This is a genomic window from Weizmannia sp. FSL K6-3076 (genome assembly GCF_038007245.1).
In the GTDB taxonomy this organism is placed as follows: Bacteria; Bacillota; Bacilli; order Bacillales; family Bacillaceae_C; genus Weizmannia; species Weizmannia faecalis.
This window is the reverse complement of the sequence record NZ_JBBOWU010000001.1, coordinates 1,438,845-1,455,353: the sequence shown is the minus strand read 5'-3', so window position 1 is coordinate 1,455,353 and position 16,509 is coordinate 1,438,845. Positions and strand designations below refer to the sequence as shown.

Below are 16,509 nucleotides of genomic sequence, written 5' to 3'. Positions count from 1 at the left end.
ACGGCCCTGCACCTTTTCTTTAAAAAGAAAAAAGAACGTTTCATTTTTTCGAAACGCCCTCTTTTCCACCTGTTTTTTGTTTTGCGACAAGGGGGAATGTAAACCGGATCTCGGTCCCTTTACCAACCTCGCTCGCTGCTTCTATCGTGCCGGAATATCCTTCAGTCAGTTGTTTGGCAATGGCGAGCCCGAGTCCGTTCCCGCCTTTTGCGCGGCTCCTTGCTTTATCCACCCGGTAAAAGCGGTGGAAAATTTGCGGCAAATCTTCTTTCGGGATCCCGATGCCGTAATCTTTTACCGTTAACATGGCCCTCCCCTTTTCCTGCTTGAGGCGGATATCGACTTTATAAATGCGGTCGGAATATTTTATCGCATTATCAAATACAATGATCAGCACCTGCTCAAGATGGTTCTCGCTCATTTGGATGTCATAGGCCTGATTGGGATCATATTGAAAATTGAAGTCGAACTGCTGATGGATCATTTTAAAATTGCGGATCACCCTTTCTGTGACCGCCAAAAGATCTGCTTTTTCCTCATTGGCCAATATTTTGGCTTCTTCCGCCCGCGAAAGATCGAGCAGTTCCTCCACCAGTTTTTTCATTCTGCTTAATTCCTGCAGCGAAGCCTGGAGCGACTCTTCAAGAATCGCAGGGTCATTTTTCCCCCACCGGTTTAACAAATTTAAGTGCCCTTCCATCACTTGGACGGGGGTCCTTAATTCATGGGAAGCATCCTCGACAAACCGTTTCTGCTGCCGGAACGACTGTTCAATTTGGTCCATCATATCGTTAAAAATATTGGTCAATTCCCCCATTTCGTCTTTAGAGGCGCTCGGCTCCATCCGTTCTTGGAATCCTTTTTTGCGGATGCTTTGCATCGTGGAAGAGAGCTTTTTCAGCGGTTTGAGGAAATTTTTTGCCATCATAAACCCGAGAAAAGCACTCAAAAGCAAGCCCACGCATCCGGCGACCATCATGACAAACAGAACATTCCGCATTAAATTTTCATACCGGTATAAAGGATAGATCACTTCAATATAGCCGTTGAACGATTGGGAGCGGAACGGGCTCCTTCCGACTAAAATTTGATGATTGCCCGCGCGGATCAGGCTGACCCGTTTTTCGTTCACCGGCACAAACGGCACTTTTGCATCGGTGGAATGAATGCTTTTTACGACAAGCATTTCCTTTCCGTCCGCATTGATAATCCGGATCGACTGGTCTTTTTCCAGCACCTGCTGAAAGAGCGTCCGGTTCGATAAAATGTCATCGATGTTTTCCCCCTTGTTGTTCAAATCATCCAGCGCCTCGGACACCGAAGTCGCCTCTTCATGCAAAAGCCATCTGCTGATCAGCGTATACTGGAAAAAACCGAAAATCAGAAACGTTAAAAAGATCGCAATACTTGCGCCAACGGACCATTTTACTTTCAAGGAACTTTTTTGCAGCCAGTGTTTTACCGCTCTCATTCGCGCATCACATATCCTGTCCCCCGCACTGTCTGAATATAGCTGTCTTCGCCTTCTGTATCAATTTTATTGCGCAAGTACCGGATATACACATCGACAACATTCGTTTCGACCTCGGTTTCATATCCCCATACTTTGTTCAGGAGTGCTTCCCGGGTCATGACAATATTTTTATTTTCCAAAAGCGTAAGCAGCAAGTCGTATTCCCGTTTTGTCAATTCAATGGTTTTTCCTGCCTTTTTAACAAGCCGGCTTTCTTTTTCCAGCACAAGGTCACGGAACTTGTACGTTGTTAGCGCTGCTTTTTTGGGCTCGGCGTACTCCATCCTTCTGAAAATGGCCCTTAGCCTTGCGAGCAATTCTTCAATCGCAAATGGTTTGACAATATAATCATCCGCCCCGTGGTCAAGCCCGGATACCCGGTCCATAATGCTGTCCCGGGCGGTAATCATGATGACCGGTGTTTCTTTTTCCTGTCGTAAGCGGCGGCATACTTCAAGGCCGTTCAGTTTCGGCAGCATTAAATCAAGGAGAATCACATCCCAATCCTCCTCCAAAGCCGACTGCAGCCCTTCCCGTCCGTCATACGCCACTTTCACTTCGTATCCTTCATGCCTTAACTCCAGCTCAATAAAACGGGCCAGATTTTTTTCATCTTCCACCAGTAATATCCGTTTCATGATGATTCCCCCTCGAAGTTCTTTTGCCGGAACTCTTTCTTTTCCGCTGCCCTTATTATAGCTCCGGACAGCGCATGATCAAGGAGAATCCGCTTTTTCTTATATGCTAACCGAATGAAAAGAAAAAGATATGAATGGTTTGTTAAAAAATGATGAGAAAGAAAACCCGTTTTTTCCATTCATAAATGTCTCCGGTTGGGCAGATAGTAGTAAAGAAGAGTGCTGACATTGAGAAGAAGAAAGGAAAATACAGACAATGGATCATTTGACAACGAACACACCTTTATCCGATAAAAACAATGAAATCCATCAAAAAAGATGGGCGATTGTTGCATTATCGTCCATTCCCCTGATTATGACACTGGGGAATTCAATGTTGATTCCGGTCCTTCCCCTCATGGAGGACAAACTGGGCATCACCAAAGTCCAATCCAGCTATATTATCACCTTTTATTCAATTGTCGCCATTTTCCTTATTCCGGTTGCCGGATTTTTATCGGACAGATACGGCCGAAAAATGGTCATTATCCCGTCACTTGCGATTACGGCTATAGGAGGGGCGATTTCGGCATACGCGGCCTGGCAACTTGATCACCCGTATTCCCTTATTTTGATCGGCCGGACTTTGCAGGGCGTTGGGACGGCCGGCGCAGCACCGATCGTTTTGCCGCTTGTCGGTGATATGTTCCACCGCAACCGGGATGTGAGCACCACCCTCGGCATTATTGAAACGGCCAATACGTTTGGAAAAGTATTGAGCCCGATTCTCGGATCCTTCTTGGCAGGATTGATCTGGTTTTTGCCTTTTGCGGCCATCCCTGTCTTTTGCCTGATCTCTATCCTGTCTGTTTTGTTTCTTGTCAAAAGGCCGGCACACGAAAAACAGGGGCCGGGAATCAAAGCATTTATAGGGAATACGAAAAAGGTGTTCCGAAAGCACTGGCGCTGGCTGTCGGCCGTATTTGCGATCGGGGCCATCGTGATGTTTATTTTGTTTGCGGTGCTGTTTTATTTGTCGTCCAATCTGGAAGACCAGTACGGCTACCATGGCGTGAAGAAAGGGTTTATTTTGGCCGTCCCGCTTGCGGCATTGTGCCTTTCTTCCTTTATAACCGGGAAAATCATTAAAGAAAACATGGTACTGATGAAATGGATTATTTTCTCCAGCGTGCTCATTACCGGAGCCTCCGTGCTCGTGATCACTTTTTCGGACCGTTTTTTCTATTTAATAGGGACCTTTCTCATTTGCGGAATTGGAATCGGCGCCTCCCTTACGCCTTTGGATGCGCTGATTAATCAGTCGATTGAAAAAGAAGTCCGCGGAACGATCAGCGCCATTTACAGTTCTATGCGCTACATCGGCGTGGCGGCAGGTCCGTTATTTATGGCCAATTTTATGAAAGGGCGGGTTGAGATCAGCATGGTGATCATGGCCGGTTTCTGCCTGGTGGCGGCAGGACTTACATTTGTGGCGGTGAAACCGGACAAATCACGCGCCGAAGCCTCTTCCCCTGCCTAAATTTTGGAGCTGTGCGATATCATTTGTAGCGCCTTACCGTTTCAGGTAAACTGATGACGAAGAAACTGAAAGAAAGAAGGAGGGAATGCTTTGGCTGAAAACAGACGATTCAATCGGTTAATCCATGAAAAATCGCCTTATTTGCTGCAGCACGCCCGTAATCCGGTTGACTGGTATCCGTGGAGTGAAGACGCTTTTGCGAAAGCGAAGCAGGAAAACAAACCGGTTTTTGTTTCCATCGGCTATTCGACTTGCCACTGGTGCCATGTGATGGAACGAGAGTCTTTTGAAAACGAAGAGGTAGCCCGGATCTTGAATGAGAAATTCGTGGCGATTAAGGTTGACAGGGAAGAGCGGCCGGATATTGATGCCATCTATATGCTTGTTTGCCAAATGATGACTGGACAGGGCGGCTGGCCGTTGAGTGTATTTTTGACGCCTGAAAAGGTCCCTTTTTATGCCGGCACCTATTTTCCGCGGGAAAGCCGGTATGGGATGCCCGGTTTTAAAGAAGTGTTGCTTTATTTATCGCAGCAGTATACCGAAAATCCGGACCGTATCAAGGATGTAGGGGTACAAGTCAAACAGGCGCTCGAGGCAAGCCGGGAAAAAGGGAAACAAACGGCTTTAACAAAAGAAACGATCGGGCGCGCTTTCCAAGCTTACAAACAAGGTTTTGATCCCCGCTACGGCGGTTTTGGAAAGGCGCCGAAATTTCCAATGCCGCATTCACTCGTATTTTTACTGATGTATGCCAAATTTTATGAAAACCGGGATGCGCTTGCGATGGCAACCAAAACATTGGACGGGCTGGCGCGCGGGGGGATTTATGACCATATTGGTTACGGTTTTTCCCGCTATTCCGTTGATGAAAAATTTTTGGTGCCACATTTTGAAAAAATGCTTTATGACAATGCGCTGCTTGTGCTGGCCTATACCGATGCTTTCCGGATGACGAAAAATGCCCAGTACAAAAAAATAACGGAAGAAATCATCACGTATGTGCTGCGTGATATGGCCCATCCGGATGGCGGGTTCTATTCCGCGGAAGATACCGACTCAGAAGGTAAGGAAGGAAAGTTTTATGTGTGGACGCCTGCAGAAGTAAAAGATGTGCTGGGGGAACAGTTGGGCACGCTCTTTTGCCAGGCATACGGCATTACCGGGCAGGGAAATTTCGAAGGAAAAAATATCCCGAACCAGATTACAACGCATTTAGAATCAATTGCAAAAAAAGAAGGGATTTCTCCCGCGGCGCTCGCAGAAAAATTAGAAACGGCACGGCAAAGCTTGTTTCAACACCGGGAAAAGCGGGTACGCCCGTTCCGCGATGATAAAATTTTAACGGCATGGAACGGCTTAATGATTGCAGCGCTCGCAAAAGCAGGGCGTGTTTTTCATCAACCATCCTATGTGCAGGCTGCAGAAAAAGCGGTTTCTTTTATCAGGGACAACTTGATTCAAAATGACCGTGTAATGGTGAGATACCGCGATGGCGAAGTAAAAAATAAAGGTTTTATAGACGAATATGCCTTTCTCCTGTGGGGATATATGGAACTGTACGAATCCACTTTTGCCCCTTTTTATTTGGCGGAAGCAAAAAAACTGGCCGGCAATATGATCGATTTATTTTGGGATGGTCATGGAGGAGGCTTTTTCTTTAGCGGAAACGACGATGAACCATTGCTCGTCAGGCAAAAGGAGTCTTATGACGGGGCACTACCTTCCGGGAACAGTGTTGCAGCCTGCCAGTTGTTAAGGCTTTCGAAACTGACTGGGGATTTTACGTTGGAAGAAAAAGTCCAGCAATTGTTTCAGGCCTTCAGCAAGGATATCGATGATGAACCCACTGCCCACGCCATGATGCTGCAGGCTGTGATGTACGCACAGCAGGCAACAAAAGAAGTCGTGATCGTGATGGATGATGAAACAAAAGAAGTTGTTGATTTCATTAACCATATACAGAAGAACTTCTACCCTGGCATTTCCGTCATGGTGGTAAAAAGGCGTGAACAGGCGAAACTCTCCAAAATCGCTTCCTTTATTGAAGATTATGCCATGATAAACGGACAACCAACCATTTATGTCTGTGAAAACTTCAGCTGCAATCAACCGACAAATGATTTTCAAACTGCACTGGATTTGCTTTTTAAAAAATGATTTATGCATGGAAGGTGGATGCCTTCCTTTTTTTATTACATACGGGGAGCAGAAAATGAACAGTTGCCCGGAACTATGATGATGCTCTGTTTGCTTTGCTAGGATAATCCCTTTTTGAAATAAGCACCATTTTCTGATTGCCGTTAAATCTATCTTCCTGCATTTTCCATTCATCTTCTTTCTTCCAATTTTTTATATCAAAAAAACATGTTTACACATTATAAATTTTTGATATAATAAAAGCGACCAAATCTATGAAGGAGGCAATATCATGTTTACGAGTGCGAATGTAACAGTTACGGTAGCGGATTTAAAAAAAACCGTTCAATTTTACACCGAAACCCTTGGATTGAAGCTGCAGGGCGAAATGGACGATCATTTTGTACAGATCGAAGCACCGAGATTGACGATTGGGCTCCTGCATCTTACCTACCGGAGAGCGGAATGCCCAATCGGCAAAATCAGAAAGCATGTCGATTGGATTTGTGGTGCAGGATTTAGAGGCAGCCATCAAGACATTGAAATCCCATGGTGTTAAATTCCATGATTATGTTGAAGGGAAGGCAGCCCAGGTCGTACACTTCAATGACCCTGACGGCAATACCCTTTACTTAGTATCTGATCATTAAAAAAGAGGCGGCTTTCAAATGTCATCCATGCCAACTTGGCAGCCGCCAGACAGGTTAAGCGGAATCCCGGCGCTTCCCGTTGCACCATCTTCCCACAATTATATGGCGAGAGTCTGTTTGTTGGATATTCATGGTTCAGCATCCCTTGTTCCATAAAAAGGCAGTTAGACGGAAAGGAGACGTTCGCTTGAACGAATTGTTCATACTTGGCGAATTGATGAACAACCCGATGCACGGCTATTTGCTGCATCAAATTTTGAACGCAATTGTGGGCCCCACACGAAAAATCAGCTGGGGGGCGCTTTATCCACTCATTCACAGCATGCTTGCAGACGGTCTGATCGAGCAGGTCCCCGAAGAACAACCGGAGGGCGCTCGGCGGGGAAAAGGAAAAAAGAAAAAGATTTACAAACTTACAGATGAAGGTAAAATCCGGTTTTTCCGGCTGATGGAAGAACCGATTCCATACTCACCGGATTATGAACTGCATTTTTATATGAAGCTCAAAAATTTTGGTCTGGTCAGTGAGGAAGTGCAGTTTTTAATTTTGCATCAATATAAAGATTACTTGCGTTATGAAATCCGCCATGAGGAAGAACGGTTGGCTTATGCGGGAGGGGATAAACGGATTCCCAAGGAAGAACAGCAGTATATCCTGACCTTTTTCCGACACCGGTTAGAAAAGCTCCGTTTTGACGAAAAGTGGGTATTACAATTAATCCATCAACATCGTGAGAATAGACAAGGGCTTGAATAAAGCGTGAAAACGGAAAGCCGGACATACTTGTGCAAACCCATAAAAAAGCCGGAATGATGCATTCACAATATCCTTTTTGCACGGCACAACAAACAACCCCCGGTTGATTCACCGGGGGTTGTTTGTTTTATTTATTCTTTTTGGCTGAATCCGGAATGGAGGTTTCAGGCAACCCACTCATATCCGTCTGATCAAAGGAATAATCGTACTTGTTCCGGTTCACCGGCGTAAAACCTTTTGGTGTGTAGAAACGGAGCAGGTCGTCGTATACCACTTTATCAGACAGATTCAGCATCTCTTTTGCAATCTTTTCATCATTTTTGCCAAGTTTTGGATTGACTTTTTCACCGGTCGCATTGTCGTAAAGCGTTCCGGATACTTGCGTGTACTTATTGGTGACAAAATCGCCGTTACGGAACGGAACAACTTGGCGATGCTGGCTGGACAAAAGATCAGACCCGAACTGGATGTAGTCTTTTGTATCAACGCCAAGCAAATGCATCACCGTCGGCATTACATCGACTTCACCGCCGTACGTATGCTTGATCCCGCCTTTTACGCCCGGAACATGGATAAACAGCGGCACCCTTTGCAGCTGCGCGTTCAAATATGGCGTAATTTCAGGGACACCGAGCACTTTCGCCATTGCCGCATTGTGATTTTCCGAAATGCCGTAATGGTCGCCGTACATGACAATCACGGTATGGTCATAAAGCCCGGATTCCTTCAAATAGGTAAAGAACTGCTGCATCGCTTCATCCAGATAATGGGCGGTTTGGAAATAGTTATCAACGGTTTTATCACCGAAATTGCCTTTCGGGAAGTCAGCATCCTCTTCATCCAATGGAAACGGGAAGTGGTTTGAAAGCGTAATAAACTTCGTATAGAAAGGCTGCGGCAATTTGGTCAAATACTGCATCGATTCATTAAACCAAGGTTTGTCCTTCATCCCGTAGTTTAACGTATTTTTGTCGCTCATATCGTAATACTTGGCGTCAAAGAAACGGTCATAGCCGAACGATTTGTACATTTCGTCACGGTTCCAGAAAGTCTTATAGTTTCCGTGGAAAACAGCCGATGTATAGCCTTTCTGGCCAAGAATGGCAGGTGCTGCCTGGTACGTATTTTGTGCTTTCGTCGTAAATACAGACCCCGTCGGCAGCGGGAACAGCGAGTTTTCCATCATAAATTCGGCATCAGACGTTTTCCCCTGGCCTGTCTGGTGGAAAAAGTTATCGAAATAAAAGGTGTTTTTATCCTTTGTCAGCGAGTTTAAAAACGGTGTGACTTCTTTGCCGTCCAATTTGTAATTGATCAAAAAGTTCTGGAACGACTCAAGTGAAACGTAAATGACATTCATACCCTTTGCCGCGCCGAAATATTTGCTGTCCGGCTCGGTATAGTTCGCTTTCACATAGTTTTCCACATCGCTCACGTCACTGCTGTCAGCCATCGCCCGCTGTGCAGACGATTTTGTTGTCTGGATCGCATCATAAAGCGTGTAATTGTACATACCGAGATATTTCACGATATAGCTACGGTCAAAAGTCCGCGTTAAAAGCTGCGGGCGGTCCGCTTCGGCAAGCCCGAGATTAAAAATGAAAAATGCAATCGCGGCAATCATCAGCCCGGCAAGCGAGCGGCGGTTGATTTTCCCTGCGTTGGCCCTGACGGTTTTCGTTGCAATCAAGGCAATGAGGATGATCGTATCAAAAAAGTAAAAAATATCATAAGGCTTCATTAATGCAGCTGCACTCCCGCCGAGGTCGCCGAAGTTTTTCGTCTGCGACAAAACCGGCAGCGTAATGAAGTCATTGAAGAAACGGTAATAGCATACATTCGCGTACAGCAAAACAGACAAAAGCACGTCAATCACAGTCATTGCAATGATCCGGCCGCGTCCCTTAAAGAAAAGCGCAAGCGCAAAGAAGAACAGTGCCGAGCTGATGGGATTGATGGCAAGCAAAAATTTCTGCATGCCGTTTTGCAGATCCAGATTGAATTCCGCTTTATAGACAATATAAGTTTTTACCCAGAACAATAAAACCATGAGAAAGTACAGGGCGTATTTTTTATTTAGCAAACTTTTAATCTGGTTAAACGAGATCTTCATTCAGTATTCCCTCCCAATTGCCAAACTCTCCGGCAACAATTTCAGGACGCTTCATTTATTCATACCAACATATTGTAATACAATTTTAAAAAAAAGCAAGCGCTCATCAACGGCTTTTCCAGCCCCTGGGCAGCCCTTTCCGGCCAAGCGGGGCTGTCCGCGCCGGAATTCCGCATACCCACCGCCAAATATTTTTATTTCCACCATATTTTATTACAATTTCAATTTTCTTTCAAACAAGTTCAACGCAAGCGCAGATAAAATGACCCAAACAAGGCCGGCCGCATATCCTCCGGCAACGTCGCTCGGGTAGTGGACCCCTAAATAGATGCGGCTAATGCCGATGGCAAGCACCAATAAAAGGGCAAACAGCGTCCCCGCGACCTTCACCCACCGGCGTTTCGCAATGCGGAACAGGATCAATACGAGGCAGCCGTATAAAATCATGGATCCCATCGAATGCCCGCTTGGGAAGCTGTAACCCGTTTCCTGGACGACACGCATAATATCGGGACGCTGGCGCTTGAATATGTATTTTAATATGGTGTTAAAAACCCCGGCTCCAAGCGCGACAGATACAGCGAGATAAAGGCTTAGTGTACGGTATTTTTTGATCCAGAGCACAAGGGAAAGAAAGAGGGTGACCGCCGCCGCCCCTTTTACAGATCCGAGAAAGGTAACAGCCAGCATCACGCTCGTTAGCCGGCCGGAAATATTCCCCTGGACAAATGAGATAATCGGAAGGTCAAAATGCCGGATCTCCGCCTGGTTGAAGTGACCGGCGATTTCAAAAAAAATCCAGGTGCAGAAGGAAAGCACCAGTAAAACGAACACCCATTGCACAATCGTCTGCCTTTTCATCATCAACCTCCAATATGAAATAATTTACCATATTGGAGGCTTTCCGGCAAATTTTCCGGCATTCCCCGTGCTATCCGGTACCGCCCGGTTTTTACGCTTCTTTTGCCTTTGTTTTGGCCGCTTTTTTTGGTTTTTTTGCCGGTTTTTTTGCCGGCTTTGCCCTGTCGATGGAAGCCTGGAGCGCCGCCATCAGGTCGGTCACATTGTTTTCCGGTTCTTTTACTTTTGCCGTGACGAGTTTTTTTCCGGTCCGTTTCGATTCAATTAAAGCCATCAGGTTTGACCGGTATGCATCCGTATATTTTTCAGGCTCAAACGATGTCGTTAACTGATCAATCAGCAAAATTGCCGTCTCAATTTCTTTTTTCGAGACTTCATCATCTTGCGGCACATTCGGAACGTCAGATGCTTTCCGGACTTCATCCGGGTAATGGATCGTTTCCATCAAAAGCGTGTTTTCATACACGCGGATAACGGCGAGCTGCTCCTTTGAACGCATAACAATCCGGGCAAGTCCGACTTTCTCTGATTCGGTCAACGCTTTCCGCAACAAGCCGTAAGCTTTTACGCCCCCTTCATTCGGGGACATGTAATAACTCCGGTTAAAATAGACCGGGTCGATCTCCCGCATATCAAGAAAATCCATAATTTCCACTGCTTTTTCTTCTGTCTGTTTGCGCAGTTCTTCCAGTTCTTCCTCTTCCAATACGACAAACTTTCCTTTCGCGATTTCGTATCCTTTTACGATTTCTTTTGCGTCCAATTCTTCCTCGCACACCGGACAAACCTTTTCATACCGGATCGGGGAATGGCATTTTTTATGAAGGGAACGCAATTTGATATCTTTATCTTCCGTTGCGGCATGCAGTTTAATCGGGATATTGACGAGTCCGAAACTGATCGTGCCTTTCCACATCGTATGCATGAATGAAACGCCTCGCTTTTTGAAGATAATATATGTACGAATCCACCCCGCTATGTACTTCAACTTTTGGAAAAAGAAAGGGTGCTCGAAATGAAACCGATGTTGCCGGTTTTAAAATGGTCTCTGCCAGATACAGGAAAGTGGGTATACGAAATTAAATATGACGGTTATCGCGCGATCCTCGACTGGACAGAAGACGGCATGCGGTTATGGAGCCGCAACGAAAAAGATTTGCTGCCCCGGTTTCCGGAAATCCGCACCTTTTTGCAAACGCTTGAAGGCCGTGTAAAAGGGCAGCTTCCGTTACGGCTTGACGGCGAACTTGTGCTGCTTGAAAATCCGTATAAAGCTGGCTTTGGGGAGCTGCAACGCCGCGGGCGGATGAAAGCTGAAGCAGCTGCAGAGCAGGCGAAAATGCGCCCCGCCCATTATCTCGTATTTGATTTGCTCATGCTTGGTGGAGAGGATATGGCCGGCAAACCGTATTTGCAGCGAAAAAAAGCATTGGAAAACTTATGTGAAACGCTCGCGCTGCCGCTCTCCCCCGCCCCGGGCGAAACGGCACGGGTTCAGCAAATCCCGTTCACCCGTGACGCATCCGTCTTAAAAGAGACGGTGAAAAATTTTAACAGTGAAGGCATTGTCGCAAAACAAACGGACAGCAAGTGGGAAGCGGGAAAACGAGTTGAAACATGGATAAAAGTGAAAAATTGGAAGACAGCCGCCTGCTTTATTACGGCTTACGACGAGAAAAACGGGTATTTCGATGTCGCAGTGTTTAAAGATGGCGACATTTTTCCAATCGGCCAGTTTCTTTTCAGCATGAATCCGGACGAAAAACAAATCCTCACAGAAGCGGTCAGGAAAAATGCCACAAACAATGAAAACGGCGTCTACACGATCGATCCTTCGATTTGCGTCGAGATATTTTATTTGGAATGGGACGGCGCCAATCTGCGGGAACCGCATTTCCACCGCTTCCGCTTTGACCTTTCGCCGGATGCCTGCACGTTTGAAGATTTCAGGCTCCGTAACGCCGCCATTCCGGAAGAAGTGGAAGTGACGCATCCGGATAAACCGCTATGGAAAAAGCGCCATGTGACAAAGCTCGACTTTCTTGCCTATATGCGGGAAATTTCTCCTTTTATGCTGCCGTTTCTTTCGGACAGGCTTTTGACCGTCATCCGTTACCCGCACGGCGTCTTCGGCGAGGCATTTTACCAGAAAAACTGCCCCGATTATGCGCCCGCTTTTGTGGATACGGCTATGCATGAAGACATCCGGTATATTGTCTGCAACCATTTAAAAACACTGATGTGGCTCGCAAACCAGCTAGCGGTGGAATACCATATCCCGTTTCAGACCGTAAACAGCCGTTTCGTCAGTGAGATTGTATTTGATTTTGACCCCCCTTCCCGGGATGCGTTTCAACTTGCAGTAGAAGCGGCTTTGCTGTTAAAACAGGTGACGGATGCCCTTCATTTGGAGAGCTTTGTCAAAATTTCTGGAAATAAAGGGCTGCAAGTCTACATTCCATTGCCGGACAGGCAGTTCTCATGGGAAGATACAAGGCTGTTCACGGAATTTATGGCTGCTTATTTCATTTCGAAATCGCCTGAACATTTTACAATCGAACGGATGAAGAAAAAACGGGGCGGAAAATTATATGTTGATTTCGTCCAGCATGCGGAAGGAAAAACGATCATTGCACCTTATTCGATGCGCGGGCATGAGGATGCGCTTGTGGCGGCGCCGCTTTTCTGGGAAGAAGTAAACGCGTCGCTTTCGCCGTATGACTTTACTATTGAAACGGTCCTTTCGCGTGTGAACCGGTACGGCTGCCCGTTTGCGCGATTCTTTGCCTGCAAAAGCGGCCAGCCTTTTGCCCCGGTACTTGCATTTTTAAAGCAGAACAAAGGGCGCCCCATATAGTTTGGCGCAGCTTTCCAATCGAAAAAAATACGCCTCCCTTTTACAGGAGACGAAAATTTTAAGCCAATGCTTTCTCTACCGTTTCTTTTGCATGGGTTTCGAGCTTTTGATACAGCTTCTGTTCGCCGAAATCCTTTTTTTCTGCAATCCGGAACTGTTCCGGGTGCCCATCGTCAAAAGAAACAGCGGTTTCGTATAAATAGGTGGCATTACCGATCAGGTCAATCGTGTATGCCGGTTCCCCTTCTTTTTCAATTTTTTGGACAAAGCACCGTACTTTACCGCCATTATTGAACACGTCGATCATTTCACCGAACGGGCGCAATCTTAACAGGCAGGCCACAAGGCTTGAAGCGGACATCGCCGTTCCGCACGCATTTGTAAAACCGACGCCGCGTTCAAACGTGCGGACGTATAAGCCATTTTCACCAATCGGTTTGGCAAAGCTGACATTCACGCCGTCCGGAAAGATATCATTTGGTCCGTTCACATACTCGGACAATGTTTTTTGCGTATCAGACCGGAATCCTTCATTTTCGACAAAGGCGATCAGATGCGGATTCGGCACCGCAACTGCTGTAAACGACAAATCTTCCGACAAGGCCTTAACCGGTTCATTGATGAGCACTTCTTTATCAATATGCATCGGCAGTTTGTTCAAGTCAAAGGAGACAGGCGAGATTTCGACCCGGAACGTTGGGATGCCGTCCAATAGGGGCTCTGCTTTGCGGGCATATAGATTTGCTTTCATCGTTTCAATTAACAGATCGTCTTTCCCGCGTTTTTCGGATACGTACCGCGCAACACAGCGCAGGCCGTTCCCGCACATGGACGCCTCGGAACCGTCCGCATTGAATACCCGCATTTTTGCGTCTGCCTGCTGGCTTTCCGACACAAAGAGCAGGCCGTCCGCCCCGAGCCCGGCATCGCGCCGGCAAAATGACAGAGCCATTTTTTTGCGGATGTCGTCCGTTAATGGCGCAGAGATTTCCGTTTCATCGATCAGCAAAAAATCGTTGCCTGAGCCGTGGCATTTAATCAGTTTCACATGCATGATGGATTTCCTCTCTTTTTCTTTCTTTATTCTTACAAAAATTGTATCATTTCTTCTTTTTTTTTACACGAAATATTTATTATGCCTGTAAAAAAAGGCGAGCAGTGCGATGACGAGTACTTCGTCTTCTTCCGTCCCCCGTATAAAAGTAAGTACCGGTGCATTAAGCGGAAACTTCTGCTGCCAGCTCACCGGCATCACGCCGCGTGACACCACTGCTAAAAGTTGTTCGTCCCGGTAAAATTCCAAATCATGGTTTCCATTTTTCCGGATCGCACAAGTCCGGCTGCCGTTTTCAAATATCATTTCTTTTCCCTTTGCTCTTTTTAATGAAAAGAACCGTTCATATGCCGGAAACCCGATGCTGATTTCCCAATTTTGCCGTTTGCGGACCGTGGCGCTAAATGTGGCGCCCGCTCCCCGTTCAAGGCGGAAATACCGGATTTGTTGTCTGAAAGCTTTTTCCTCAAGCAGCCACCCTAAGCGGCCGCTTCCATCATAAAGCTGCACCGAGAGTTTTGCACCGGGCGGAAACTGGATCAAGTACTGCCCGCTGTCCGCTTGTCTTTCTTCCTCCCCTTTTTCTCCGGATATGTTTTCTTCTATCTTTTGATAGTAGAAATAGCGCGCAGCAAAGTAGAGAATGAACAGCCAGACGGCCAAAATCAGCCAGTTGAACATGCCGCCGCGCCCGATATACATCAGCGTGAGACAAAATGCGGAAAGGCCGCATGCAAGAATAACGGTTTGACACAGGTACATGTGAGACAACGTCGAATAGGTTTTTTTCAGCTCCATACAGACTCTCCCGTTTTTGTCTGGTCACTCTATTATATGAGACTTTTTATAAATCATGATGGTTTTACGGGTTTGCAAATCTTTCGCCGGGCATTTCCATCTTCATGGCAGGCTATCCATGGCGGCCCGAAAAATGAATATGTTATAATTTTTTGGAGTCCGTGGAAAAGTTGGGGGAATGAACATGAAACAAACCTTTACCTTAAAAGAAAAAATCGCACAGCTTTGGCATTTATTTCTGCCGATTCTCATCACCCAGCTTGCGATGCTGCTCATGAATTTTTTCGATACAACGATGTCCGGCCATTTTTCCAAAGCCGATCTGGCCGGTGTTGCGATCGGCGCATCCCTCTGGTTCCCCGTTTCAACCGGGCTTGGAACGGTTTTACAGGCGGTTACCCCGATCATTTCCCATTTGATCGGCAGCAAAAACACGGATGAAATCCCCCGTACATTTATCCAGAGCCTTTACGTCGCCGTCTGTATGGCCGTACTGGTGCTGTTTGCAGGCGGGCTGGTGATTGGGCCGGTCCTTGGCCGGATGGATTTAGCGCCGCATGTGGAGAGGGTCGCGCATCGGTTTTTATTTGCCCTGTCTTTCGAGCTGATTCCGTTGTTCTGTTACCAGGTTTGCCGCTCGCTGATTGATGCAACCGGGCTGACAAAAATATCAATGTTGATCACACTGTTGGCGCTGCCCATCAATATTGGATTGAATGTTCTGTTCATCTTCGGGCATGCCGGATTTCCGCAGCTTGGCGGGGCAGGTGCCGGCGTTGCGAGTGCCATCACCTACTGGCTTATCTTGTTGATTGCAATCCTTGTGCTTATGCGTTTGCCACGTTTTGCTGAAATGCGGCTGTTCCGCACGTTTTACCCGGTTTCGTTCCGCAGCTGGAAAGCGCTGTTGGCGCTTGGGATCCCGATGGGGTTGTCGACTTTTTTTGAATCAAGCATTTTTTCGGTTGTGACATTGTTCATGAGCAAATTTGGCACTGACACAATCGCTTCCCATCAGGCCGCCATGAATTTTGAATCGCTTTTGTACATGCTTCCGCTCAGCATTTCGCTTGCAATGACGATTCTTGTCAGTTTTGAAGCAGGGGCCGGAAGATTTCAAGACGCCCGCCAGTACAGCACAATCGGGCTTATAACCGCTGTTGTGATCGCCACCTTGACCGGGCTGTTGCTCTACTTATTCCATGAACAAGTTGCAGCGTTTTACAGTGATGATCCGGCTGTCATCCGGTTAACCGGACATTTTTTGCTGTATGCCATCTTTTTCCAATGGTCAGATGCGGTTCAGGCGCCGGTGCAAGGTGCGCTTCGAGGGTATAAAGATGTCCGGATTACGACCATTATGACGTTTGTTTCATATTGGGTTATTGGGCTTCCGCTCGGATATTTGCTGGATGCCGTCACCGCCCTCGGCCCGTTTGCCTACTGGATCGGACTGATCACAGGCCTTGCTGTAGGTGCGGTAACACTTTTAGGGCGCTTGCATTATATCCAGCAAAAAGCCGGAGATTTGCTGAAAAAGAATGGATAAGGTTTGGCGCAAGCGGGGCACATCCGGCAGATGGACCAGCGTACAGGAAAGTGGACCCGTT

General features: G+C 46.7%; 14 protein-coding genes. 7 read left to right on the top strand and 7 right to left on the bottom strand.

The genetic code is table 11. The annotated features are described in order from the left end of the window. Positions 1-40: 40 nt before the first annotated feature. Together NSS95_RS06685 and NSS95_RS06680 are read right to left on the bottom strand one after the other, a co-directional pair. A complete protein-coding gene (locus NSS95_RS06685; protein WP_017550799.1) occupies positions 41-1,471 on the bottom strand; it encodes a HAMP domain-containing histidine kinase in 1,431 nt (476 codons plus the stop codon). Next, a complete protein-coding gene (locus NSS95_RS06680) occupies positions 1,468-2,151 on the bottom strand; it encodes a response regulator transcription factor (RefSeq protein ID WP_014098436.1) in 684 nt (227 codons plus the stop codon). Before NSS95_RS06680 ends, NSS95_RS06685 begins: the two co-directional genes overlap by 4 nt. Positions 2,152-2,407: 256 nt before the next feature. On the opposite strand from NSS95_RS06680, the gene NSS95_RS06675 reads away from it, so the two are divergent. The 5 genes from NSS95_RS06675 to NSS95_RS06655 all read left to right on the top strand — a co-directional run bounded on the left by NSS95_RS06675 (position 2,408) and on the right by NSS95_RS06655 (position 7,216). Further along, a complete protein-coding gene (locus NSS95_RS06675) occupies positions 2,408-3,670 on the top strand; it encodes an MFS transporter (protein WP_017550797.1) in 1,263 nt (420 codons plus the stop codon). Positions 3,671-3,760: 90 nt separating this feature from the next. Continuing rightward, positions 3,761-5,830 carry a thioredoxin domain-containing protein gene (locus NSS95_RS06670; RefSeq protein WP_328229109.1) on the top strand — a complete coding sequence of 690 codons (2,070 nt, stop codon included), beginning with the start codon at positions 3,761-3,763 and terminating at the stop codon, positions 5,828-5,830. Positions 5,831-6,101: 271 nt separating this feature from the next. Beyond that, positions 6,102-6,368, top strand: a complete 267-nt coding sequence (locus NSS95_RS06665; RefSeq protein WP_328229108.1) for a VOC family protein — start codon at positions 6,102-6,104, stop codon at positions 6,366-6,368. Beyond that, a complete protein-coding gene (locus tag NSS95_RS06660; RefSeq protein ID WP_328229107.1) occupies positions 6,301-6,459 on the top strand; it encodes a VOC family protein in 159 nt (52 codons plus the stop codon). The genes NSS95_RS06665 and NSS95_RS06660 overlap by 68 nt, the downstream gene beginning before the upstream one ends. A gap of 187 nt (positions 6,460-6,646) precedes the next feature. Further along, positions 6,647-7,216: a PadR family transcriptional regulator gene (locus NSS95_RS06655; protein ID WP_026683490.1), complete on the top strand. Its 570-nt coding sequence runs from the start codon at positions 6,647-6,649 to the stop codon at positions 7,214-7,216. A 127-nt stretch (positions 7,217-7,343) separates the two neighbouring features. Here the strand turns inward: NSS95_RS06655 and NSS95_RS06650 are convergent, their stop codons facing one another. The 3 genes from NSS95_RS06650 to ku form a co-directional block, all read right to left on the bottom strand. Next, entirely contained in the window at positions 7,344-9,329 is a 1,986-nt protein-coding gene (locus tag NSS95_RS06650; protein ID WP_017550794.1) for an LTA synthase family protein, read from the bottom strand. Positions 9,330-9,542: 213 nt separating this feature from the next. After that, positions 9,543-10,190 (bottom strand): phosphatase PAP2 family protein, encoded by a 648-nt coding sequence (locus tag NSS95_RS06645; RefSeq protein WP_035188555.1) that lies wholly within the window; start codon positions 10,188-10,190, stop codon positions 9,543-9,545. 91 nt (positions 10,191-10,281) lie between these two features. Beyond that, on the bottom strand, positions 10,282-11,115 hold the full coding sequence (ku, locus tag NSS95_RS06640) for a non-homologous end joining protein Ku (RefSeq protein ID WP_014098445.1): 834 nt from the start codon (positions 11,113-11,115) through the stop codon (positions 10,282-10,284). Positions 11,116-11,205: 90 nt separating this feature from the next. Here ku and NSS95_RS06635 point away from each other — a divergent pair, with 90 nt between their 5' ends. Continuing rightward, a complete protein-coding gene (locus tag NSS95_RS06635) occupies positions 11,206-13,047 on the top strand; it encodes a DNA ligase D (RefSeq protein WP_061577826.1) in 1,842 nt (613 codons plus the stop codon). A 58-nt stretch (positions 13,048-13,105) separates the two neighbouring features. Here NSS95_RS06635 and dapF read toward each other — a convergent pair whose 3' ends face one another. Continuing rightward, positions 13,106-14,101, bottom strand: a complete 996-nt coding sequence (gene dapF, locus NSS95_RS06630) for a diaminopimelate epimerase (RefSeq protein ID WP_014098447.1) — start codon at positions 14,099-14,101, stop codon at positions 13,106-13,108. 63 nt (positions 14,102-14,164) lie between these two features. Beyond that, complete coding sequence (locus tag NSS95_RS06625; protein ID WP_014098448.1) at positions 14,165-14,899, bottom strand: hypothetical protein; 735 nt, start codon at positions 14,897-14,899, stop codon at positions 14,165-14,167. 184 nt (positions 14,900-15,083) lie between these two features. Here NSS95_RS06625 and NSS95_RS06620 point away from each other — a divergent pair, with 184 nt between their 5' ends. After that, positions 15,084-16,448, top strand: coding sequence for an MATE family efflux transporter (locus NSS95_RS06620; protein ID WP_328229106.1), 1,365 nt, complete (start codon positions 15,084-15,086; stop codon positions 16,446-16,448). The last annotated feature ends 61 nt before the right edge of the window (positions 16,449-16,509 follow it).